This is a genomic window from Pseudomonas thivervalensis (genome assembly GCF_001269655.1).
Taxonomy (GTDB): Bacteria; Pseudomonadota; Gammaproteobacteria; order Pseudomonadales; family Pseudomonadaceae; genus Aquipseudomonas; species Aquipseudomonas thivervalensis.
Genome location: NZ_LHVE01000007.1, coordinates 251,526 through 275,401 on the forward strand (window position 1 = coordinate 251,526; position 23,876 = coordinate 275,401).

Below are 23,876 nucleotides of genomic sequence, written 5' to 3' on the forward strand. Positions count from 1 at the left end.
TTCTAGCCGATCAATTGCCAATTGCTCTCGTGCGTACGCTCCTACACAAACACACGGGCCGCATCCAATCCGCTAGTCTTGAGCCATCCTTGGAAGGAGCTGCCCATGTTTGAATCCGCTGAAATCGGTCATGTGATCGATAAAGACACCTTTGAGGCCGAGGTGCCGGCCCTGCGTGAAGCACTGCTGGAAGCGCAGTTCGAACTGCAGCAGCAGGGCCGCTTTCCTGTCATCGTGTTGATCAACGGCATCGAAGGCGCGGGCAAGGGCGAGACGGTGAAATTGCTCAACGAATGGATGGACCCGCGGCTGATCGAGGTGCGCACTTTCGACCAGCAGACCGACGAGGAACTGGCGCGGCCTCCCGCGTGGCGCTATTGGCGAATGCTGCCGGCCAAGGGGCGCATGGGGATTTTCTTCGGCAACTGGTACAGCCAGATGTTGCAGGGCCGGGTCCATGGCGAGTTCAAGGACCCGCGACTCGACCAGGCGATCGCCGGTGCCGAGCGCTTGGAAAAAATGCTCTGCGATGAAGGCGCGCTGATCTTCAAGTTCTGGTTCCACCTCTCCAAGAAACAGATGAAGGCCCGGCTCAAGGGGCTCAAGGATGACCCGCTGCACAGTTGGCGCATCAGCCCGCTGGATTGGCAGCAGTCCCAGACCTACGACAAGTTCGTCAAATATGGCGAGCGGGTGCTACGCCGCACCAGCCGCGATTACGCGCCCTGGCATGTGATCGAAGGCATGGACAGTTGTTATCGCAGCCTCACCGTCGGGCGGATCCTGCTCGACGGTTTGCGCCAGGCCCTGGACCGGTCCAAGGTCAAGCCGCAAAAGGTCAGCGTGGCGCCGCTGCCGGAGCTGGACGGCCAGATCACGTTGCTCGACAGCCTGGACATGACCCGGCGCCTGGACAAGGCCGACTACGAAGAACAATTGATCACCGAGCAGGCGCGCTTCGCCGGCCTGCTGCGGGACAAACGCATGCGCCAGCATGCCCTGGTGGCGGTGTTCGAAGGCAATGACGCGGCAGGCAAGGGCGGGGCGATCCGGCGGGTCACGGCGGCCCTGGACCCGCGCCAATACGGCATCGTGCCGATTGCCGCCCCCACGGAAGAAGAGCGCGCCCACCCCTACATGTGGCGTTTCTGGCGGCATATTCCTGCCCGCGGCAAGTTCACCATGTTCGACCGTTCCTGGTATGGCCGGGTGTTGGTGGAGCGGGTCGAAGGGTTTTGCAGCCAGGCCGATTGGCTGCGGGCCTACGGTGAAATCAACGACTTCGAGGAACAGCTCGCCGATGCCGGTGTGGTGGTGGTCAAGTTCTGGTTGGCCATCGACAAGGAAACCCAGCTGGAGCGTTTCCAGGAGCGTGAGGAGATCCCGTTCAAGCGTTTCAAGATCACCGAGGATGACTGGCGCAACCGCGACAAGTGGGACGCCTACCGCGCCGCGGTGTGCGACATGGTCGACCGCACCAGTACCGAGATTTCCCCCTGGACCCTGGTGGAGGCCAACGATAAGCGCTGGGCGCGGGTCAAGGTGTTGCGCACCCTCAACCAGGCGCTGGAGGCGGCTTTCGAGCGGAGTGCCAGGCAGGCTCGCAAGAAGAAGCGCTAGGGCGATGGGCACGCATACGCGAGGTGAATGATTGTCGCGGTCGGTTATCCAGTGGATCTATGCTCGATCCACTCTCAACTGACCAGAACAATGAGGTACAGCCATGCGTGAAGTGGTGATCGTCGACAGCGTACGGACTGGCCTGGCCAAGTCCTTTCGCGGCAAGTTCAACATGACCCGTCCTGATGACATGGCGGCCCATTGCGTCAACGCCTTGCTGGCGCGCAACGACATCAACCCGGCCAGTGTCGAGGACTGCATCGTCGGGGCGGGGTCCAATGAGGGCGCCCAGGGCTACAACATAGGGCGCAACGTGGCGGTGCTCTCGCAGTTGGGCATCGGCACGGCCGGCATGACCCTCAACCGCTTCTGTTCCTCGGGCCTGCAAGCCATTGCCATCGCCGCCAACCAGATCGCTTCCGGTTGCAGCGACATCATTGTGGCGGGTGGTGTGGAATCCATCAGCCTGACGATGAAAAGCGTCAACACCGACAACCTGATCAACCCGCTGCTCAAGGAGCAGGTGCCCGGGATCTATTTCCCCATGGGCCAGACCGCCGAGATCGTCGCCCGCCGTTACCAGGTCAGCCGCGAGGAACAGGACCGCTACGCGTTGCAGAGCCAGCTACGCACCGCCAAGGCCCAGGCAGCAGGATTGTTCGATGATGAAATTATCCCGATGGCCATCAAGTACCGGGTCGAGGACAAGCAGACCGGCGCGGTGCAGGTGCTCGATGGCGTGGTCGATCACGATGATTGCAACCGCCCGGACACCACCTATGAAAGCCTGGCGGGCCTGAAGCCGGTGTTCGCCGAAGACGGTTCGGTGACCGCGGGCAATTCGTCGCAACTGTCCGACGGGGCATCGATGACCTTGGTCATGAGCCTGGAAAAAGCTCTGGCGCTGGGGCTCAAGCCCAAGGCGTTTTTCCGTGGTTTCACCGTGGCCGGTTGCGAACCGGACGAAATGGGCATCGGCCCGGTGTTTTCGGTGCCCAAGCTGCTCAAGGCCAAGGGCTTGCAGATCGCCGATATCGACCTGTGGGAACTCAACGAGGCGTTTGCTTCCCAGTGCCTGTACAGCCGCGATCGGCTGGAAATCGATCCCGAGAAATATAACGTCAACGGCGGCTCGATCTCCATCGGCCATCCGTTCGGCATGACCGGTTCGCGGCAAGTCGGGCATCTGGTGCGCGAGCTGCAACGGCGCAACCTGCGCTATGGCGTCGTGACCATGTGCGTGGGCGGCGGGATGGGGGCTACGGGGTTGTTCGAGGCGGTGAGATAACCACGGGCTCATGGTGCCAGCGGCTTTTGTGGCCACGGAGCTTTTGTGGCGAGGGAGCTTGCTCCCGCTCGGCAGCGAAGCAGTCGTCAACCGGTCGATGCGGTTTATCGATGGTGCAGGGGGCCGCTTCGCGACCCAGCGGGAGCAAGCTCCCTCGCCACAAGAGTGTTGCGCCAGCCGTGGGAGTGTTTAGCTGGCGACCTGAGTCAATTGCAGCATCCGTTGGACATACGCCTCCACCTCCCGCATCGCCTCCTCGCGACTGGCGAATGGCCCTTCCTGGGTGCCTTCCCGGGTATTGAAGTAAAATTCGCCGTTGATGCGGCAAATCCGGTCACTGGGAAAGACCATCGCAGGGGCGAGGTCCTGGGCGCGTTTGCCAAGCATGAGGGGCTCCAAAAAGGGCGGCGGGAACAGGTTGAGTGAAGTTTAGAACCAGACGCTGATGGCTGCTTGGCCAGCCGATAGGCGGCCATGTGCCATGTCCATGGCCGGTCCAATTAATCCCCAACTGTTCCTGTGTTGCTTGGCGATAGATGCCTAGAATGCGTTCTTTGTCTTGGGCTTCGAGGGTTGCATGCACATATCGTCCGGTCGCTGGGTCTACGGCTTGTTCCTCGCCCTGTTGACGGCCCTGCTCTGGGGAATCCTGCCGATCAAGCTCAAGCAAGTGCTGCAGGTGATGGACCCGGTCACCGTGACCTGGTTTCGCTTGCTGGTGTCTGGCGGTTTGCTGTTCATCTATTTGACTGCCACTCGGCGCCTGCCCAGTCGCAAGGTTCTCGGCCCGCGCGGCGGCTGGCTGGTGGCGATGGCCGTGCTTGGGCTGGTGGGCAACTATGTATTGTACCTGATGGGCCTGAACCGCTTGAGCCCCGGGACTGCGCAACTGGTGGTGCAGATGGGGCCGATCATGTTGCTGGTCGCCAGCCTGTTCGTGTTCAAGGAGCGGTTCAGCGTGGGGCAGGGCATTGGCCTGCTGGTGCTACTGATCGGTTTCACCCTGTTTTTCAATCAGCGCCTGGGCGAGTTGCTGACGTCCCTGAGTGACTACACCGCCGGGGTGCTGATGGTGTTGCTGGCGTCGACGGTCTGGACCTTCTATGCCCTGGGCCAGAAGCAATTGTTGACGGTGTGGAATTCATTGCAGGTGATGATGGTGATCTACCTGTTCTGCGCGCTACTGCTAACGCCCTGGGTGCATCCATTGGAGGCGCTGCAATTGAGTCCGCTGCAAGGCTGGTTGTTACTCGCTTGCTGCCTCAACACTCTGATTGCCTATGGCGCGTTTGCCGAAGCCTTGGCCCACTGGGAAGCGTCGCGGGTCAGCGCGACCCTGGCGATCACGCCGCTGGTGACCTTCGCCGCGGTGGCGATGGCGGCCTGGTGGTGGCCTGCTTATGTCCATGCCGAGCAGATCAATCTGTTGGGCTATGGCGGGGCGGTGCTGGTGGTGCTGGGGTCGGCGCTGGTCGCGCTGGGGCCCTCGCTGATCGCCGGGCTCAGGGCCCGGCGTGTGGGGCGTTAGCCCCCTGTGGGAGCGAGCTTGCTCGCGATGGCGGTCTGACAGGCAATAGAGATGTCGAGCCTGCCCGCCTCATCGCGAGCAAGCTCGCTCCCACAGGGCTGGCGTTAGCCCTGGCTACCGGCCTCCAACATATTCTCCGGCCTCACCCAGGCATCGAATTCATCATCGGTCAGGTACCCCAGTTGTAGCGCCGCCTCGCGCAAGGTCAGTCCTTCGCCGTAGGCCTTCTTGGCGATTTCCGCTGACTTGTCATAGCCGATGTGCGGGTTCAGCGCGGTCACCAGCATCAACCCACGCTCCAAGTGCGCGGCCATCTGTTCGGCATCCGGCTCGAGTCCGGCGATGCAGTGCTGTTGGAAGTTGCTGCAGCCGTCGGCCAACAGGCGAATCGATTGCAGCAGGTTGTGGATGATCACCGGTTTGAACACGTTCAACTGCAAATGCCCCTGGCTGGCGGCAAAACCGATGGTCACGTCGTTGCCCATGACTTGGCAGGCCAGCATCGACAAGGCTTCGCACTGGGTCGGGTTGACCTTGCCGGGCATGATGGAGCTGCCGGGTTCGTTGGCTGGCAATTTCACCTCGGCGAACCCGGCCCGTGGCCCGGAGCCCAGCAGGCGCAGGTCGTTGGCGATTTTCATCAGGGTCACGGCGAGGGTCTTCAGCGCGCCGGACAACGAGGTCAGCGGTTCGTGGCCGGCCAGCGCGGCAAATTTGTTCGGTGCGGTGACGAATGGCAGGCCCGACAGCGCCGCCAGTTCAGCGGCGATCGCTTCGCCGAAACCATGGGGTGAATTGAGCCCGGTGCCCACGGCTGTGCCGCCCTGAGCCAGTTCGCAGACTGCCGGCAGCGCGGCGCGGATTGCCCGTTCGGCGTAATCAAGCTGGGCAATGAACGCCGACAGTTCCTGGCCGAAGGTGATCGGCGTGGCATCCATCATGTGGGTGCGGCCGGTCTTGACCAGCTTCATGTGGCGCGCCGCCAGCTCCGCCAGGCCGCCGGACAGTTCGCTGATAGCCGGTAGCAATTGCTGATGGACGGCCTGGGCGGCGGCGATATGCATCGCCGTGGGGAAGCAGTCGTTGGAACTCTGCGAGCGGTTGACGTGGTCGTTGGGGTGTACCGGGCTCTTGCCGCCGCGGGGGTTGCCGGCCAGTTCGTTGGCGCGCCCGGCGATCACCTCGTTGACGTTCATGTTGCTCTGGGTCCCGCTGCCGGTCTGCCAGACCACCAGCGGGAACTGGTCGTCATGCTGACCGTCCAGCACTTCGTCGGCGGCCTGTTCGATCAGGCGGGCGATGTCGGCGGGGAGGTCGCCATTGCGATCATTGACCCGCGCGGCGGCTTTCTTGATCAGCGCCAAGGCGTGCAACACCGACAGCGGCATGCGTTCGTTGCCAATGGCGAAGTTGATCATGGAACGCTGCGTCTGGGCGCCCCAGTAGGCGTCGTCCGGGACTTCAACCTGGCCAAGGCTGTCGGTTTCGATACGGCTCATCGGGTCAAACTCCTTAAAGGCTGAATGCGCAGTTTAGGCCCGGATGGGCGGCACCGGTTCCCTCAATCTAGGAGCAGTCGCTCCGGCCCGTCAATCGGACCCGACAAGCATCGGGGTTGAGGCCCGGCGTTTTTTAGGCGCAGAATGGTCGCCCTTGGGGTTTTACCTCGCCTGTAATGAAAGGAAACTCGATGACCCGTCTTCGTGCCATCTGTACCGCAGTTGCTCTGGTGTGTGCCAGCGGCCCTGTTTTCGCCGATACCGCCAGCCACAACGCCAGCGCCGAAGCGTTCCTGACCCTGGCGCATGCTGACAAGCTCGGCACGCCGGTGTACATGCAAGTGCAGCAGATGTTTGCCCAGCGCTTTGAGCAGACCAAAGCCCCTGAGTCGAAAAAAGCCACCCTGGAAACCTACCAGGCCAAGGCCAATGCCGCGCTGGACCAAGCCATCGGCTGGAACAAGCTCAAGCCGGACATGGTCAAGCTCTACACCAGCAACTTCAGCGAGTCGGAGCTCAAGGACCTGGTCGCTTTCTACCAGTCGCCACTGGGCAAGAAAGTCCTGGAGAAAATGCCGCAACTGACCCAGCAATCGGCCCAGTTGACCCAGGCCAAGCTTGAAAGCGCGGTGCCAGTGGTCAACAAGCTGCTGGCGGACATGACGGCCGAGCTCGAGCCAAAAGCCGCTCCAGCCAAGAAAAAGCCGTAAGCGGAGCCCGGTATGAGCATGCAACAACGCATCGAATCGACGCTCGGGCTCTTGCAGCCCGAGCACTTGCAAGTGCTGGATGAAAGCCACATGCACAGTCGTGGCCTGCAGACTCACTTCAAGGCCGTGGTGGTCAGCCAGCAGTTCGAAGGGCTCAATCGCGTCAAGCGCCACCAGAAAGTCTACGGCACGCTGGGCGAGCTGATGGGCGAATTCCATGCGTTGGCGCTGCACACCTACACGCCAGAGGAGTGGGCGCAGATCGACGCCGCGCCGGCTTCGCCGACCTGTGCCGGTGGCAGCAAGCCCTGACTGGGCAACCTGTTATGGCGAGGGCGCTTTTGTGGCGAGGGAGCTTGCTCCCGCTGGGCTGCGAAGCGGCCCCCAAGCCAATCAGCGTCGTGTCAGGCTGATCCCAATCAGTTTTTGGGGCTGCTGCGCAACCCAGCGGGAGCAAGCTCCCTCGCCACAAAGGCTCCTCCTAAAGCCACCTTGTTTTTGTTAGAATCCGCAACGCGCCGCTCACCCGGCGCGTTTTTTTTCGCATCCGGTTCACCCTTTACGAGGGTAGCCACCTGGAGAAACACCCATGGCACAACCCATTGTCGTGGCGGCACTGTATAAGTTCGTCACCCTTGAAGATTACGTCGAACTGCGTGAGCCCCTGCTCAAGGCCATGCTCGACAACGGCATCAAAGGCACGCTGCTGATCGCCCAAGAAGGCATCAACGGCACCGTCTCCGGCACCCGCGAAGGCATCGATGGCCTGCTGGCCTGGCTCAAGAACGATCCGCGCATGATCGACATCGACCATAAAGAGTCGTACTGCGACGAGCAGCCGTTCTACCGCACCAAGGTCAAGCTCAAGAAAGAAATCGTCACCCTCGGCGTCGAAGGTGTGGACCCGAACAAGCAGGTCGGCACCTACGTCGAGCCGCAGGACTGGAACGCACTGATCAGCGATCCGGAAGTGTTGTTGATCGACACCCGCAACGATTACGAAGTGTCCATCGGCACCTTCGAAGGCGCCATCGACCCCAAGACCACCAGCTTTCGCGAGTTCCCCGAGTACATCAAGGCCCACTTCGACCCGGCCAGGCACAAGAAAGTCGCGATGTTCTGCACCGGCGGCATTCGTTGTGAAAAAGCCTCCAGCTACATGCTCGGCCAGGGTTTCGACGAGGTCTATCACCTCAAGGGCGGCATCCTGAAATACCTCGAAGAGGTCCCTCGGGAAGAAACCAAGTGGCGCGGCGACTGCTTCGTGTTCGATAACCGCGTGACCGTTCGCCACGACCTCAGCGAAGGGGACTACGATCAATGTCACGCTTGTCGTACTCCGGTGAGCGTCGAAGACCGCGCTTCGGAGCACTATGTGCCTGGCATCAGTTGCCCGCATTGCTGGGATAAGCTGAGCGAGAAAACCCGTCGCAGCGCCATCGACCGGCAGAAGCAGATCGAGTTGGCCAAGGCGCGCAACATGCCGCACCCGATCGGCTACAACTACAAGCAGACATCTTCCGAGGCTTGAACCATGGCGTCACGCCTGCTCTATGTGATGGACCCGATGTGTTCCTGGTGCTGGGGTTTTGCGCCGGTGGCCGAGGCATTGGTCGAGCAGGCGCACGCCGCGGGTGTGGAGTTGCACCTGGTGGTGGGCGGTTTGCGCACCGGCAGCGGTTCGGCGCTGGAGCCGACCACCCGGCGCTACATCCTTGAGCACTGGCAGGCCGTGACCCAGGCCACTGGCCAGCCCTTCAAGCTTGAAGGCGCGTTGCCGGACGGTTTCGTCTACGACACCGAGCCGGCCTGCCGGGCATTGGTGACGGCCCGCAGCCTGGCCCCGGACCTGGCCTGGAAGCTGGTGAAGCTGATCCAGGAGGCCTTTTATGTGCAAGGCCGCGACGTCACCCACGCCAGCGTCCTGGTCGAGCTGGCCGAACAGGCCGGATTGCCACGCATCGAATTCGCCGCGGCCTTCGACCGCGCCGACCAACATGCGGCCACTGCGGCGGATTTCACCTGGGTACAGGACTTGGGCATTGCCGGGTTCCCCACGCTGTTGGCTGAGCGCGACGGCCAGTTGGCCTTGCTGACCAATGGCTACCAGCCCCTGAGCCAGTTGTCGCCGTTGCTGGGCCGCTGGCTGGAGCGCGCGACCTGTGCCTGAGCGGCCGCCAGACCCATCGGCGGCGCCGCGCATCGACCGGTTGAGCTGGGCGGAGATCCGTCGCCTGGCCCTCAAGCATAAAAAAGCCCTATGGATCGCCAACGGCGTGGCCGTGTTGGCGACGCTGTGCAGCGTGCCGATTCCGTTGCTGTTGCCGTTGCTGGTGGACGAAGTCCTGCTGGGCCACGGCGATGCAGCCTTGAAAGTCATGAACCATGCCTTGCCCACGGCGTGGCAGAGCTCAGCCGGTTATATCGGGCTGATGTTGCTGGCGACCCTGGCCCTGCGTTGTGGCGCCTTGCTGTTCAACGTGGTGCAGGCGCGCTTGTTCGCCCGGCTGGCCAAGGACCTTGTCTATCGCATTCGCATCCGCTTGATCGAACGCCTCAAGCGAATTTCCTTGGGTGAGTACGAAAGCCTGGGCAGCGGCACCGTGGCGGCCCACCTGGTCACCGACCTGGACACCCTCGACAAATTCATCGGCGAAACCCTCAGCCGTTTCCTGGTGGCGATGCTGACCCTGGTAGGCACTGCCGGGATCCTGGTGTGGATGCACTGGGAGCTGGCGCTGTTGATCCTGCTGTTCAACCCGCTGGTGATCTACGCCACGGTGCAACTGGGCAAGCGGGTCAAGCACCTCAAGAAACTGGAGAACGACAGCACTTCGCGTTTCACCCAGGCCTTGACCGAAACCCTGGATGCCATCCAGGAAGTGCGCGCCGGCAACCGCCAGGGCTATTTCCTTGGGCGCTTGGGGGGGCGTGCCAAGGAAGTCCGCGATTACGCCGTGAACTCACAGTGGAAAACCGACGCTTCGAACCGCGCCAGTGGCTTGCTGTTCCAGTTCGGCATCGATATTTTTCGCGCGGCGGCCATGCTCACCGTAGTCTTTTCCGATCTGTCCATCGGCCAGATGCTGGCGGTGTTCAGCTACCTCTGGTTCATGATCGGTCCGGTCGAGCAACTGTTGAACCTGCAGTACGCCTATTACGCGGCCGGCGGCGCCTTGAATCGAATCAATGAGCTGCTGGCCCGGGCCGACGAGCCGCAGTATACGGGCGTCGTCGACCCCTTCAAGGGCCGTGACACCGTGGGCATCGAGATCCGGGGGTTGAGTTTCGGTTACGGCGAGGAGCTGGTGCTCGACCAGTTGAACCTGTCCATCTCGCCAGGGGAGAAAGTCGCCATCGTCGGGGCCAGCGGCGGCGGCAAGAGCACCTTGGTGCAGTTGTTACTGGGGCTGTACACGCCCCAGTCGGGCAGCATTCGTTTCGGTGGCGCCACGCAGCAGGAGATTGGCCTGGAAACCATCCGGGAGAATGTTGCCGTGGTGTTGCAGCATCCGGCGCTGTTCAACGACACGGTGCGGGCCAACCTCGCCATGGGCCGCGAGTGCAGCGACGACGATTGCTGGCGGGCACTGGAAATCGCTCAGCTCGACGCCACGGTACGGGCGTTGCCCCAAGGCCTGGGAAGCGTAGTGGGGCGTTCCGGGGTGCGGTTGTCGGGCGGGCAGCGCCAACGGCTGGCCATCGCCCGCATGGTACTGGCCGACCCACGGGTGGTGATTCTCGACGAAGCTACCTCGGCCCTGGACGCGGCCACCGAGTACAACCTTCATCAGGCCCTGGCGCGCTTTTTGAGTGCGCGCACCACGTTGATCATTGCCCACCGGCTCTCGGCGGTGAAACAGGCTGATCGGGTCTTGGTGTTCGACGGTGGGCAAATCGCCGAAGACGGCGACCATTTGCAGTTGATTGCCGAGGGAGGGCTGTACGCTCGACTCTACGGTCATTTGCAGCAGATACAGCAGCCTTGAGTTTCCAGCGGTTTTCTGCGCTTAGTATCGAAAAAAAGCAGGCAAACCCACCGTTTTTCCCAAATTCCACGCAAAGTCTGTCGATCTGTTCATCCATTCATTCGAAGGGTCGAAAACTAGCCTAGGCTATTGAGTCAGGAGCGGAATTCTGGCGGGTGTTCGTCCGGCAATACCTGTGCAAGGGACCTCATGAAGCAAAAGCAGACTCTCGGAACGCCACGGCTGCTGGGCATCGTCTGGCCCTTTATCGCCGTTGTGCTATTTCAGGCATTGCTGGGCGGTGTCAGCCTCTACGTGTTGTCCGCGGTTCGCGGCTACGTGGCGGGGGAAAGTCTCTGGTCCAAGGGGCAGAAAGACGCCATCTATTACCTCAACCTCTACGCCGACAGCCGCGACGAGGCGATTTTCCGCAAATACCAGCAAGCCATCGCCGTACCCGAGGGCGGCCATGAACTGCGGGTGGCGCTGGATCGCGCACCGCCGGACCTGGAAGCGGCGCGGGCGGGTATCCTCAAGGGTGGCAATCACCCGGACGATGTGTCCAGCCTGATCTGGCTTTATCTGAATTTCCGTCACTTCAGTTACCTGGAAGAAGCCATCGATCTCTGGACGGTGGGCGACGGCTATCTGATCGAGCTGGATAACGTCGCCCGGCAGATGCACAGCAGCATTACTGCAGGCCGGGCTTCGGAGACGGATATCCGCGGCTGGAAGGCCCAGATATTTGCCATCAACGATTCAGTCACCCCGGCTGCCAAGGCGTTCAGCGACGCGCTGGGCGAGGGCTCGCGTTTCATCCTGCGGTTGTTGTTGGTGACCAATTTCGCCACCGCCCTGGGGTTGATCGTCCTGGCGTTGTTGCGTACCCATAAGTTGCTGGCCCAGCGGCAGGTATTCGCCAATGCGCTGCAGATGGAGAAAGAGCGGGCGCAGATCACCCTGCAATCCATTGGTGACGGGGTGATCACCACCGATGTCGAGGGCGCCATCGCCTACATGAACCCCGCCGCCGAAGCGATGACCCATTGGAAGGCCGAACACGCCACGGGCTTGCCCCTGGCCGCGCTGTTCAATTTGCTCGATGACAATGCCCAGACCGAGGGGCTGACACTGATCGAGCACATCCTCAGTGGTCGGCTCAGCGGCGCCAGCGAACATTCGAAACTGATCCAGCGGTTGGATGGCAGCACCGTGTCGGTCACCCTGGTGGGTGCGCCGATCCGCCATGCGGGCAAGGTCAGTGGCGCGGTGCTGGTGCTGCACGACATGACCCAGGAGCGGCAATACATCGCCAACCTGTCATGGCAGGCCACCCATGACGCCTTGACCGGCCTGGCCAATCGCCGGGAATTCGAGTATCGCCTCGAACAGGCGTTGCACAACCTCACGCGCCAGGTCGGGCGCCATGCCTTGATGTTCCTCGACCTGGACCAGTTCAAGCTGGTCAACGACACCTGTGGCCATGCGGCGGGCGATGAGTTGTTGCGGCATATCTGCGCCTTGCTGCAATCAGGGTTGCGGGAAAATGACACCCTGGCCCGGTTGGGTGGGGATGAGTTCGGGATCCTGCTGGAGAATTGTTCGCCGGAGGCGGCGGAAAAGATCGCCGATGGCCTGCGCCAGACCGTGCAGAACCTGCACTTTGTCTGGAAAGGCCGGCCGTTCGTGACCACCGTGAGCATCGGTCTTGTGCATATCGCCCAGACGCCGACGACCCTGGAGGCATCCCTGCGGGCCGCCGACATGGCCTGCTATATGGCCAAGGAGAAGGGGCGCAACCGGGTCCAGGTCTATCACGCCGACGACTCGGAGTTGTCCCTGCGCTTTGGCGAGATGGCTTGGGTTCAGCGCTTGCACATGGCCCTGGAGGAAAACCGCTTCTGCCTCTACGCCCAGGAAATCGCTGCGTTGGGCCCGGGCGACCATGGCGGCGGGCATATCGAGATCCTGCTGCGCCTGCATGACGAAGCCGGGCGGATGATCCTGCCGGACAGCTTCATTCCGGCGGCGGAACGTTATGGCCTGATGACTTCCCTGGATCGTTGGGTGGTGGAGAACGTCTTCAAGATCATCCGCCAGTGCCTGAATGAATCGCGACAGGGTCCCATGGCGATGTGTGCGATTAATCTGTCAGGCACAACTATCGGAGATCAGGCGTTCCTCGACTTCTTGCGTAAACAGTTCGCCGCCTACTCGATTCCGCCGGAAATGATTTGTTTTGAAATTACAGAGACCAGCGCTATTTCGAATTTGGGCAGTGCGATCCGCTTTATCAATGAACTCAAGAGCTTGGGATGTTATTTCTCGCTGGATGACTTTTGCGCCGGAATGTCTTCATTCGCTTACCTGAAACATTTACCTGTAGACTTCTTGAAGATCGACGGGAGTTTCGTAAAGGATATGCTGGACGACCCGATTAACCGTGCAATGGTCGAAGTGATCAATCACATCGGCCATGTGATGGGTAAGCGCACGATTGCCGAGTTTGTAGAAACCGCCCAGATCGAGCAGGCATTGCTGGAGATAGGGGTGGACTACGCTCAGGGGTATGTGATCGAACGCCCGCAATTGTTTACCTGCGACACGTTGCAATGTCGGCCGGCCCGGCCCCAGCCGCTGTTGTTCAAGGCGCCCGGCACGTTCCGCTGAAACGCTTGTTGATCCGAAGAAATCACAATCAAAAGGAGCCCGACAGTGATCGACACATTCAACCGAACAGGCCCGCTCATGGACGCCACAAGCTATCCGAAATGGGCACAGCAGCTCATTACCGATTGCAGCGAGAGCAAGCGCCGGGTTGTAGAACACGAACTGTATCAGCGCATGCGCGACAACAAGCTCAGCGCCAAGACCATGCGCCACTACCTCATTGGTGGTTGGCCGGTCGTCGAACAGTTTGCTTTATACATGGCACAGAACCTCACCAAGACCCGCTTTGCCCGCCATCCCGGCGAGGACATGGCGCGTCGTTGGCTGATGCGTAACATTCGTGTCGAACTCAACCATGCCGACTACTGGGTCAACTGGAGCGCCGCCCATGGCGTGACCCTGGAAGATTTGCAGGCCCAGCAGGTACCGCCTGAGCTTCATGCCTTGAGCCACTGGTGCTGGCACACCAGTTCCTCGGACTCGCTGATCGTGGCCATCGCCGCGACCAACTATGCCATCGAGGGCGCCACGGGAGAGTGGTCGGCGCTGGTGTGTTCCAGCGGTGTCTACGCGGCGGCCTTCGCCGAGGAAGACCGCAAGCGCGCGATGAAATGGCTGAAGATGCATGCCCAGTACGACGATGCCCATCCTTGGGAAGCCCTGGAAATCATCTGTACGCTGGCGGGGATGAACCCGAGCAAGGCCTTGCAAACGGAGCTGCGCCAGGCTGTGTGCAAGAGCTATGACTACATGTATCTGTTCCTGGAGCGATGCATGCAACTGGAACAGTCGGAGCCTGCCAGCAGGGCGTCATCGACGCGTGAGCGCCTGGCATTGGCCGGGAGCTGATTACTACCGCTACAGATAGCCACAACCCATGTGGGAGCGAGCCTGCTCGCGAAGAGGTCTGACAGTCGACGGGGAGGTTGATTGACAGGCCGCTATCGCGAGCAGGCTCGCTCCCACAGTTGTTTTTGGGTGAGCGCTGGTTTCAACCCTACCCCAAATCCCTGTGGGAGCGAGCTTGCTCGCGATAGCGCTGGGTCAGCTTGCGCAGATGTTGGATGTACTGCCGTCATCGTCGGATCGCCGCCCGAAGCAAGCTCGCTCCCACAAGGGTGTCGGTGTTCTTGTATTCTCTCGTTGTTTCAGCCGGCCATCGCCAGTCGGTTACGGCCTTCGCGCTTGGCCACATACAGCGCGCTGTCGGCCCTGCGCAGCAGGCTTTCCGAGGATTCCCCCGGTAGCAGGGTGGCGCACCCCAGACTGACCGTGAGCTCGATCCGGGTGCCTGCGGCGAAGTAATCCTGGGCCTGGGCCGCATAACGCAACCGTTCACCCACCATGGCTGCCGCATCCCGGCTGGTGTTGGCCAGCAGGATCAAGAATTCTTCACCGCCAAACCTGAACACCATGTCCACGTTGCGCAGTTGGCTCTTGATCGACTCGGCAACAGCCTTGAGCACTTCGTCGCCAACGCCATGACCATGGCTGTCGTTGATGCGCTTGAAATGATCGATGTCGAGCATCAGCACCGACAAGGGTTGCGAATGACGCTTGGCCATGTCGATTTCCCGCATCAGGGTCTGGTCCATGGCGATACGGTTGCCGGTACCGGTCAGCGGATCGCGTAGGGCGCTTTGGGTGGCGGCACGGTAGAGCAGCGCGTTGCGCAGTGGATACAGCAGCGTCGACATGACGGATTCGAGGTCGCCCTGTTCTGCCTCGGTGAAGCGTTGGTTGCGCCGGAATACCAGTTCCCCCAGCTGTTCGCCTTCATGGCTGAGGTTATAGCTGAGAGAGTGATGCCCGCGTTGCCCGAATTCCAGGCGCAGGTCACTGGCCTGATGCTGATAGGCCAACGCATCCAGGGGCACCACTTGCTGAACTTCCCGGAAAAACAGGCCCAGGATGCGCTGGGGCTCCAGGCTGGTCTGCAGTTGCTGGTTCAGTTGCTGGCGCAATTGCGAAAGACTGACAGAGCGTGCCGCGAGCGGTGACGGCTGGGCAAGGCCAAGGCGCTGCAATTTGGCGCTGTCAAAATCGACCGCGTTGATCTGGGTGGGCGTTTTCATATGGCGTTAGCCCCTAAGCTAAATCTGTCCCGCAGGCTGGGTGTGGCGGCTTTGGGCTGCGCGTCGTACTGGTCCATCAGTCCCGTAGGACAACTGATTTGAGTTTAGTCCGCTTTCCATGGCAGGCATAAGTCTCGTCTCAACGTCCATTACCTGCCGAACATGGCATGTTTGAAGAGGTTAGAGCGAAAGTCGTGCCATTCGGTTCATTACGGTAAAAACCGATTAGGAATCAATGGATTGAAAACAGCTTGCGGTAGCTTCGCGACGTGGGTTTGGCGGTTCGCCTGGTTTGGCATCGACCAAGGCCGGCATTGTGACGGTAAATCGTCACGACGCCGGCCCGGGTCATTATTGCGCGTTGAACGCCTGACCGTTGACGCCGGTGCTGTCCGGGCCCATGAGGTAAAGGTAGACCGGCATGATTGCTTCGGGCGTTGGATTATTGAGCGGGTTTTCTCCCGGATAGGCCTGGGCGCGCATGCTGGTGCGGGTGGCGCCGGGGTTGATGCTGTTGGCGCGCACCGCGGCGACGGTATCGACTTCGTCGGCCAGGGTCTGCATCAGCCCCTCGGTGGCGAACTTGGACACACCGTAGGCGCCCCAGTACGCCCGGCCCTTGCGGCCGACGCTGCTGGAGGTGAATACCACGGACGCATCCTTGGACAGCTTGAGCAGGGGCAGCAAGGTGCTGGTGAGCATGAACATCGCGTTGACGTTGACGTGCATCACCCGCATGAAGTTCTCACCGGACAACTGTTCCAGTGGCGTACGCGGGCCGATGATCGAGGCGTTGTGCAGCAGGCCGTCCAGATGCCCGAACTCGGTTTCGATCATCGCCGCCAGTTCATCGTATTGATGCGGCAGGGCGGTTTCGAGGTTGAACGGGATCACCGCCGGTTGCGGATGACCGGCCGCTTCGATTTCATCGTAGACCTGGGTCAGGTTGGCTTCGGTCTTGCCCAGTAACAGTACCGTGGCACCATGGGCGGCGTAGGCTTTCGCCGCAGCGGCCCCGATCCCGCGACCGGCGCCGGTGACCAGGATCACCCGGCCATTGAGCAGGTCGGGGGGGGCGGAATAATCAAACATAAAAAAACCTCAACAAAATAAAGCGGCACGGGGGCGGTGGCGCACAGCGCTCAAGGCGAACGAGCTTTTTGTGGCGAGGGAGCTTGCTCCCGCTGGACCGCGAAGCGGTCCCCAGGCGACGGCTTCGCCGCCGGACGGGAGCAAGCTCCCTCGCCACAAAAAGCGATATCAGCTCAGCAACCGCACAGCGCGTTATCCAGCACTTCGCGCAGGGCCAATGGGTGATCGATCACCACATCCGCGCCCCAGTGCTTGGGGTTGTCGTCCGGGTGGATATAGCCGTAGGTCACCGCGCAGGTCTTGGTGCCGGCGCTGCGGCCGGACTCGATGTCCCGCAGGTCATCGCCGACGAAGAGCACGCTGGCCGGGTCCAGTTCGAGCATCTTGCACGCCAGGATCAACGGTTCCGGATCCGGCTTGCTGTTTTTCACATGGTCAGGGCAGATCAGCACTTTCGAGCGCTCGGCCAGGCCCAGTTGCTGCATGATCGGTTCGGCGAAACGCACTGGCTTATTGGTAACCACGCCCCAGATCAGGTTGGCCGCTTCGATATCGGCCAGTACCTCGGCCATGCCGTCGAACAAGTGGCTATGGACCGCGCACCCCTTGAGGTAGCGGTCGAGGAATTCCTGGCGCAGTTCCTCGAACCCCGGTGATTCCGGGTCCATGGAAAAGGTCACCGCGACCATCGCCCGCGCGCCGCCGGAAATCTCGTCGCGAATGTGCTGGGTGTTCATCGGTGGCAAGCCACGGTCGGCGCGCATGGCCTGGCAGATGGCGATGAAATCCGGCGCGGTGTCGAGCAGCGTGCCGTCCATGTCGAAGAGAACCGCTTTGAGACGCATCGAATTACTCCTCGCGCAGGGTTTGGATCATGTAGTTGACGTCAACGTCGGCGGCCAGCTTGTAGTGCTTGGTCAGCGGGTTGTAGGTCAGGCCGATGATGTCCTTGACCGTCAGTCCGGCCATGCGGCTCCAAGCGCCCAGCTCGGAAGGGCGGATGAATTTCTTGAAGTCGTGGGTGCCGCGTGGCAACAGCTTCATGATGTATTCAGCGCCGATGATGGCGAACAGGTAGGCCTTCGGGTTGCGGTTGATGGTGGAGAAGAACACCTGGCCGCCCGGCTTGACCATGCTAAAGCAAGCGCGGATGACCGAGGACGGGTCCGGCACGTGTTCGAGCATTTCCAGGCAGGTGACCACGTCGAATTGGCCGGGCATTTCTTCGGCCAGGGCTTCGGCGGTGATCTGCCGGTATTCCACGCTGACGCCGGATTCCAACTGATGCAGTTGTGCCACCGCCAGCGGCGCTTCGCCCATGTCGATGCCCATCACCGTCGCCCCGCGCTGGGCCATGGCTTCGCTGAGAATGCCGCCACCGCAACCGACGTCGAGGACTTTCTTGCCGGCCAGGTTGACCCGTTCGTCAATCCAGTTGACCCGCAGCGGGTTGATGTCGTGCAGTGGTTTGAATTCGCTTTCGCGGTCCCACCAGCGATGGGCCAGGGCTTCGAATTTGGCGATTTCGGCGTGGTCGACGTTGCTCATGTGCAGATCCTCGAAAAGCTTGAAAAATCAGGTGTCCCGAGCCATGGCTCAAGGGGCATGGTTATTCGTTGTGGCCGCTGATGCGACGGCCCCAGGCCTGGGCCGTGGCGATCAGTTTCGATTCGTCCATGCGGGTCAGACGGCCATCTTCCAGTAACGGCTTGCCGCCCACCCACAGGTGCTTGACGCAATCGCGGCCGGTGGCATAGATCAACTGCGACACCGGGTCGTAGATCGGCTGCTGGGCCAGGCCCGACAGGTCGAAGGCCACCAGATCGGCGGCCTTGCCGACTTCCAGCGAGCCGACGGTCGCGTCGATGCCCAGCGCCCGGGCGCCATTGAGCGTGGCCATGCGCAGCGCCCTATGGGCGTCCAGGGCCGTGGCCGAACCGGCGACCGCCTTGGCCAGCAGGGCGGCGGTGCGGGTTTCGCCGAGCAGGTCCAGGTCGTTGTTGCTCGCCGCACCGTCACTGCCAAGGGCGACATTGACGCCAGCTTGCCACAGGCGTTCCACCGGGCAGAAACCGCTGGCCAGCTTCAGGTTCGATTCCGGGCAGTGGATCACGCTGCAATTGCTTTCTACCAGCAAGGCCTGGTCTTCGTCGCTGATTTGAGTCATGTGCACGGCCTGGAAGCGCGGCCCCAGCAGGCCAAGGCGCCCAAGGCGAGCCATCGGCCGCTCACCTGTGTTATCCACAGCCTGCTGCACTTCGAAGGCGGTTTCGTGAACATGCATGTGAATGGCGGCGTCCAGTTCCTCGGCGATCACGCGGATTTTCTCCAGGTTCTCGTCGCCTACGGTGTAGGGCGCGTGCGGACCGAATGCGACTTTGATCCGTGGGTGGTGCTTGAGGTCGCCAAACAACTCGATGCCCTGACGAATGGCTTCGTCGGCGCTGGCGGCTCCGGGGATCGGGAAGTCGAGGATCGGAATGGCGATCTGCGCACGGAGCCCGCTGTCGTGGACGCACGTGCTGGCGATCTTGGGGTAGAAATACATGTCGGAGAAGCAGGTGATGCCGCCCTTGATCTGCTCGGCGATCGCCAGGTTGGTGCCGTCGCGGACAAAATCTTCATCGACCCATTTGGCCTCGGCCGGCCAGATGTGTTGCTCCAGCCAGGTCATCAAGGGCAGGTCGTCGGCCAGGCCGCGGAACAAGGTCATGGCCGCGTGACCGTGGGCGTTGATCAGGCCGGGACTGAGCAGCATGCCGGGCAGCTCACGGACCTGGGCCGCGTCACACTTCAATGCTTCTGCCCGTGGGCCGATGAACACGATGCAACCGTCGCGAATGCCCAGGCCATGGTCCTTGAACACTACACCGGCGGGTTCGACAGGCACCAACCAGGTCGGCAGCAATAATAAGTCGAGCGCAACGGCAGGCTTGGGCATCGTGGAACGGTTCCATGGGGTATAAAGGATGGCGAAGTATACCCGAGCGTCTTCGCGGAGGGATCGCTATAATCGGCGGCTTTTGTTCATGAGTACGGGGTGAAGGATGCGCGATCGACTATTGGCTGCGGAGAAGGTGAAGGCCATCGATTGGCGTGATGGCGTCCTGTACCTGCTGGATCAGCGTAGCTTGCCGTTCGAGGAGAACTGGATCGCCTGTACCCGTGTCGCCGATGTGGCTGAGGCCATTGGCTCGATGGTAGTGCGTGGCGCACCGGTCATCGGCATCAGTGCGGCTTATGGCGTTGTGCTAGCGGCGCGGGCCAGGATGGCCGAGGGCGGCGACTGGCAAGCAGCGCTGGAAGCCGACTTTGCCTTGTTGACCGAAGCCCGGCCGACGGCGGCGAACCTGTTCTGGGCGCTGGATCGAATGCGCGACCGGCTGGGGCGCTTGAAAGAGCAGGCCGAGCCGCTGGCGGTGCTCGAGGCCGAAGCCATCGCCATCCACGAGAGCGATCGCGAAGCCAACCTGACCATGGCCCAGTTGGGCGTGGACCTGATCCGCAAGCACCAGGGCAACGCCCAGGCCATCCTCACGCACTGCAACACCGGCGCCCTGGCCACCGGCGGTTTCGGCACGGCCCTGGGGGTTGTCCGTGGTGCGTACATTGAAGGCATGGTGGAGCGCGTCTATGCCGATGAAACCCGGCCTTGGCTGCAGGGCTCGCGCCTGACGGCGTGGGAACTGGCTTGCGAGGGTATCCCGGTGACCCTCAACGTCGACTCTGCCGCTGCCCACATCATGAAGACCAAGGGGGTGACCTGGGTGATCGTCGGTGCCGATTGCATCGCCGCCAATGGCGATGTGGCGAACAAGATCGGCACTTATCAGCTGGCGGTCTGCGCCATGCACCATGGCGTACGCTTCATGGTGGTGGCGCCGAGCTCGATCATCGACATGAGCCTGGCCAGCGGTGACGACATTCCGATGGAAGAGCGCGACAAGCGCGAACTGCTGGAAATCGGCGGTAAGGGGCTCGGCGCGGACGTGGACGCCTTCAATCCGGTATTCGATGTCACACCGGCGGATTTGATCGATGTCATTGTCACCGAGAAGGGCATCATCGAGCGTCCGGACACCGCCAAGCTGGCGCAGTTGATGTGCCGCAAGCGGTTGCACTGAAGACTTTTGGTGTCTGTTTCACCGCCATCGCGAGCAGGCTCGCTCCCACAGTGGATAGTGAGTGTGTCTAAAGTTTCAGGCATAAGGGACCCTTGTGGGAGCGAGCCTGCTCGCGATGAGGCCCTAAAAGGCAACAAATCCCTTGCATTTGGCCCCTGAATCTCCATCCGCAGCGCTTCTAAGCCCCTCTGGTCCCATATCAGCCTGTCACCGGTCAACTAACTACGCACCATGCGCATCTGGGGGATAGGTGCGTGGCGGCTCTTGTGATAACATCCGGCGGTTTCCAAGGCTGCCTCGCGAGGTGGCCTTTACTGCGCAGATCCATGGCATAACTCGTTGATTTGTCGTAAGTCGCTGCATGGCATTTGTTCTGCAGCGGCGAGCTTCGTTCGTCCCATCTGGATGTGACGAGGTTTCACCAGAAAAAGGAATCAGGCTTCTCATGGGCGAACTGGCCAAAGAAATCCTCCCGGTCAATATCGAAGACGAGCTGAAACAGTCCTACCTCGACTACGCAATGAGCGTAATCGTCGGGCGGGCGCTGCCGGATGCGCGCGATGGCTTGAAGCCCGTGCACCGGCGCGTGCTGTTCGCGATGAGCGAGCTGGGCAACGACTTCAACAAGCCGTACAAGAAATCCGCCCGTGTCGTCGGCGACGTGATCGGTAAGTATCACCCCCACGGCGACACTGCCGTGTACGACACCATCGTTCGTATGGCGCAGCCATTCTCCCTGCGCTACCTGCTGGTAGACGGCCAGGGCAACTTCGGTTCCGTGGACGGCGACAACGCCGCGGCCATGCGATACACCGAAGTGCGCATGACCAAGCTGGCCCACGAGCTGCTGGCCGACCTGCACAAGGAAACCGTGGACTGGGTGCCGAACTACGACGGCACCGAAATGATCCCGGCGGTCATGCCGACCCGTATCCCGAACCTGCTCGTCAACGGCTCCAGCGGTATCGCCGTGGGCATGGCGACCAACATCCCGCCGCACAACCTCGGTGAAGTCATCGACGGTTGCCTGGCCCTCATCGACAATCCCGAGCTGACCGTCGATGAGCTGATGCAATACATCCCCGGTCCGGACTTCCCGACCGCCGCGATCATCAACGGTCGCGCCGGCATCATCGAAGCCTACCGCACTGGCCGTGGCCGCATTTACATGCGCGCCCGCTCAACCGTCGAGGACATCGACAAGGTCGGTGGTCGCCAGCAGATCGTCATCACCGAGCTGCCTTACCAGCTGAACAAGGCCCGCCTGATCGAGAAGATCGCCGAGCTGGTGAAAGAGAAGAAGCTCGAAGGCATCACCGAGCTGCGTGACGAGTCCGACAAGGACGGCATGCGCGTCGTGATCGAGCTGCGCCGCGGCGAAGTGCCTGAGGTGATCCTCAACAACCTCTACGCCCAGACCCAGTTGCAAAGCGTATTCGGCATCAACATCGTTGCGCTGATCGACGGCCGTCCGCGGATCCTGAACCTCAAGGACCTGCTGGAAGCCTTCGTGCGTCACCGCCGCGAAGTGGTCACCCGCCGTACCGTATTCGAACTGCGCAAGGCTCGCGAGCGTGGTCACATTCTCGAAGGCCAGGCCGTTGCCCTGTCGAACATCGACCCGGTGATCGCCTTGATCAAGGCCTCGCCAACGCCGTCGGAAGCCAAGGAAGCGCTGGTCAGCACCCCTTGGGAATCCTCTGCGGTGGTGGCGATGGTCGAGCGCGCCGGTGCCGATTCCTGCCGCCCGGAGAATCTCGATCCGCAATACGGCCTGCGCGAAGGCAAGTACTTCCTGTCCCCGGAACAGGCCCAGGCCATCCTGGAACTGCGCCTGCACCGCCTGACCGGCCTGGAGCACGAGAAGCTGCTGGCCGAGTACCAGGAAATCCTCAACCAGATCGGCGAGCTGATCCGCATCCTCAACAGCGCCACGCGCCTGATGGAAGTGATCCGCGAAGAACTGGAAGTGATCCGCGCCGAATACGGCGACGTGCGCCGCACCGAGATTCTCGATGCGCGCCTGGACCTGACCCTGGGCGACATGATCCCGGAAGAAGAGCGCGTGGTGACCATTTCCCACGGCGGCTACGCCAAGACCCAGCCGCTGGCTGCCTACCAGGCCCAGCGCCGCGGCGGCAAGGGCAAGTCGGCGACCGGCGTCAAGGACGAGGACTACATCGCTCACCTGTTGGTCGCCAACAGCCACACCACGCTGCTGCTGTTCTCCAGCAAAGGCAAGGTGTACTGGCTCAAGACCTACGAGATCCCGGAAGCGTCCCGAGCCGCCCGCGGCCGTCCGCTGGTCAACCTGTTGCCGTTGGACGACGGTGAGTACATCACCACCATGCTGCCGGTGGAGGAATACACCGAGGGTCACTACATCTTCATGGCCACCGCCAACGGCACCGTGAAGAAGACCCCGCTGGAATCCTTCAGTCGCCAGCGCAGCGTCGGCCTGATCGCCCTGGAGCTGGACGAAGGTGACGTGCTGATTTCCGCTGCCATCACCGACGGCGAGCGTGAAGTCATGCTGTTCTCCGACGGCGGCAAGGTTACGCGCTTCAAGGAATCCGACGTGCGTGCCATGGGCCGTACCGCCCGCGGTGTGCGCGGTATGCGCCTGCCGGAAGGCCAGAAGCTGATTTCCATGCTGATCCCCGAAGAAGGCAGCCAGATCCTCACCGCTTCGGCTCGTGGTTATGGCAAGCGTACCGCCATCAGCGAGTTCCCCGAGTACAAGCGTGGCGGCCAGGGCGTGATCGCCATGGTCAGCAACGACCGTAACGGTCGCCTGGTCGGTGCTGTCCAGGTGCTCGATGGCGAGGAGATCATGCTGATTTCCGACCAGGGCACGCTGGTGCGTACGCGGGTCGCCGAAGTCTCGAGCCTGGGCCGTAACACCCAGGGCGTGACGCTGATCAAGCTGGCCAGCGACGAAACGCTGGTGGGGCTTGAGCGGGTTCAGGAACCGTCGGAAGTCGAAGGCGAGGAGCTGGAAGGCGAGGAAGGCGAAGAAGGCGAAGAAGGCGTGGCGTTCGACGGCACCCTTGTTTCCGATGTCGACGACACGGTCGGCGACCAACCGCTCGACGCTGCCGCAGACGAAGAAGAACCGCAGGACTAAGCGGACACACAGGGGGCGGATGAAGATTCGCCCCCTTGTTGTTTGTTGCGTTTGAAAATTTGCGACACTGCACCATCCCCTGCCGGGGTAATGCTGCTCTCCTGAGGTTTGTTTGATTCATTGTGGCGAGGGAGCTTGCTCCCGCTTGAGTGCGAAGCGCTCACAAAAAAGAGGG

At 61.6% G+C, this 23,876-nt stretch carries 19 protein-coding genes; 12 read left to right on the plus strand and 7 right to left on the minus strand.

Translation table 11 applies throughout. The features are described from left to right. The first annotated feature begins 105 nt into the window (after positions 1-105). Complete coding sequence (pap, locus tag AD659_RS08950) at positions 106-1,620, plus strand: polyphosphate:AMP phosphotransferase (protein WP_053120346.1); 1,515 nt, start codon at positions 106-108, stop codon at positions 1,618-1,620. A gap of 103 nt (positions 1,621-1,723) precedes the next feature. Further along, a complete protein-coding gene (locus tag AD659_RS08955) occupies positions 1,724-2,908 on the plus strand; it encodes a thiolase family protein (protein ID WP_053120347.1) in 1,185 nt (394 codons plus the stop codon). Positions 2,909-3,097: 189 nt separating this feature from the next. Here AD659_RS08955 and AD659_RS08960 read toward each other — a convergent pair whose 3' ends face one another. Further along, positions 3,098-3,295, minus strand: coding sequence for a DUF6316 family protein (locus AD659_RS08960; RefSeq protein WP_053120349.1), 198 nt, complete (start codon positions 3,293-3,295; stop codon positions 3,098-3,100). Between the two features lie 190 nt (positions 3,296-3,485). Between AD659_RS08960 and AD659_RS08965 the strand changes: the two genes are divergently transcribed. Further along, complete coding sequence (locus AD659_RS08965) at positions 3,486-4,436, plus strand: DMT family transporter (RefSeq protein WP_053120350.1); 951 nt, start codon at positions 3,486-3,488, stop codon at positions 4,434-4,436. Between the two features lie 104 nt (positions 4,437-4,540). On the opposite strand, the gene AD659_RS08970 is transcribed toward AD659_RS08965, so the two are convergent. Continuing rightward, complete coding sequence (locus tag AD659_RS08970) at positions 4,541-5,935, minus strand: class II fumarate hydratase (protein ID WP_053120351.1); 1,395 nt, start codon at positions 5,933-5,935, stop codon at positions 4,541-4,543. A gap of 191 nt (positions 5,936-6,126) precedes the next feature. Here AD659_RS08970 and AD659_RS08975 point away from each other — a divergent pair, with 191 nt between their 5' ends. From AD659_RS08975 to AD659_RS09005, 7 genes are all read left to right on the plus strand, one after another. Further along, on the plus strand, positions 6,127-6,645 hold the full coding sequence (locus AD659_RS08975; RefSeq protein WP_018602923.1) for a DUF2059 domain-containing protein: 519 nt from the start codon (positions 6,127-6,129) through the stop codon (positions 6,643-6,645). A gap of 12 nt (positions 6,646-6,657) precedes the next feature. Further along, a complete protein-coding gene (locus tag AD659_RS08980; protein ID WP_053120353.1) occupies positions 6,658-6,957 on the plus strand; it encodes a BolA family protein in 300 nt (99 codons plus the stop codon). A 277-nt stretch (positions 6,958-7,234) separates the two neighbouring features. Next, positions 7,235-8,176 carry an oxygen-dependent tRNA uridine(34) hydroxylase TrhO gene (trhO, locus tag AD659_RS08985; protein ID WP_053120354.1) on the plus strand — a complete coding sequence of 314 codons (942 nt, stop codon included), beginning with the start codon at positions 7,235-7,237 and terminating at the stop codon, positions 8,174-8,176. A 36-nt stretch (positions 8,177-8,212) separates the two neighbouring features. Continuing rightward, positions 8,213-8,815: a DsbA family protein gene (locus AD659_RS08990; RefSeq protein WP_172681720.1), complete on the plus strand. Its 603-nt coding sequence runs from the start codon at positions 8,213-8,215 to the stop codon at positions 8,813-8,815. Next, positions 8,808-10,634 carry an ABC transporter ATP-binding protein gene (locus AD659_RS08995; protein ID WP_053120356.1) on the plus strand — a complete coding sequence of 609 codons (1,827 nt, stop codon included), beginning with the start codon at positions 8,808-8,810 and terminating at the stop codon, positions 10,632-10,634. Before AD659_RS08990 ends, AD659_RS08995 begins: the two co-directional genes overlap by 8 nt. A gap of 189 nt (positions 10,635-10,823) precedes the next feature. Continuing rightward, positions 10,824-13,283: an EAL domain-containing protein gene (locus tag AD659_RS09000; RefSeq protein ID WP_053120357.1), complete on the plus strand. Its 2,460-nt coding sequence runs from the start codon at positions 10,824-10,826 to the stop codon at positions 13,281-13,283. Positions 13,284-13,361: 78 nt separating this feature from the next. Beyond that, positions 13,362-14,132, plus strand: coding sequence for an iron-containing redox enzyme family protein (locus AD659_RS09005; RefSeq protein WP_408003299.1), 771 nt, complete (start codon positions 13,362-13,364; stop codon positions 14,130-14,132). 299 nt (positions 14,133-14,431) lie between these two features. On the opposite strand, the gene AD659_RS09010 is transcribed toward AD659_RS09005, so the two are convergent. From AD659_RS09010 to AD659_RS09030, 5 genes are all read right to left on the minus strand, one after another. Further along, positions 14,432-15,358, minus strand: coding sequence for a GGDEF domain-containing protein (locus tag AD659_RS09010; protein WP_053120363.1), 927 nt, complete (start codon positions 15,356-15,358; stop codon positions 14,432-14,434). A 351-nt stretch (positions 15,359-15,709) separates the two neighbouring features. Then, positions 15,710-16,450, minus strand: a complete 741-nt coding sequence (locus tag AD659_RS09015) for a YciK family oxidoreductase (protein WP_053120365.1) — start codon at positions 16,448-16,450, stop codon at positions 15,710-15,712. A gap of 173 nt (positions 16,451-16,623) precedes the next feature. Further along, on the minus strand, positions 16,624-17,295 hold the full coding sequence (gene mupP, locus AD659_RS09020; RefSeq protein ID WP_053120367.1) for an N-acetylmuramic acid 6-phosphate phosphatase MupP: 672 nt from the start codon (positions 17,293-17,295) through the stop codon (positions 16,624-16,626). A 4-nt stretch (positions 17,296-17,299) separates the two neighbouring features. Next, the gene (gene ubiG / locus AD659_RS09025) at positions 17,300-17,998 is read right to left on the minus strand and encodes a bifunctional 2-polyprenyl-6-hydroxyphenol methylase/3-demethylubiquinol 3-O-methyltransferase UbiG (RefSeq protein ID WP_053120369.1); all 699 of its coding nucleotides are present in this window, start codon (positions 17,996-17,998) and stop codon (positions 17,300-17,302) included. Between the two features lie 61 nt (positions 17,999-18,059). Continuing rightward, on the minus strand, positions 18,060-19,391 hold the full coding sequence (locus tag AD659_RS09030; RefSeq protein WP_053120374.1) for a TRZ/ATZ family hydrolase: 1,332 nt from the start codon (positions 19,389-19,391) through the stop codon (positions 18,060-18,062). Between the two features lie 106 nt (positions 19,392-19,497). On the opposite strand from AD659_RS09030, the gene mtnA reads away from it, so the two are divergent. Both mtnA and gyrA read left to right on the plus strand, forming a co-directional pair. After that, positions 19,498-20,574, plus strand: a complete 1,077-nt coding sequence (gene mtnA / locus AD659_RS09035) for an S-methyl-5-thioribose-1-phosphate isomerase (protein WP_053120379.1) — start codon at positions 19,498-19,500, stop codon at positions 20,572-20,574. A gap of 445 nt (positions 20,575-21,019) precedes the next feature. Next, complete coding sequence (gene gyrA / locus AD659_RS09040) at positions 21,020-23,701, plus strand: DNA gyrase subunit A (protein WP_053120381.1); 2,682 nt, start codon at positions 21,020-21,022, stop codon at positions 23,699-23,701. The last annotated feature ends 175 nt before the right edge of the window (positions 23,702-23,876 follow it).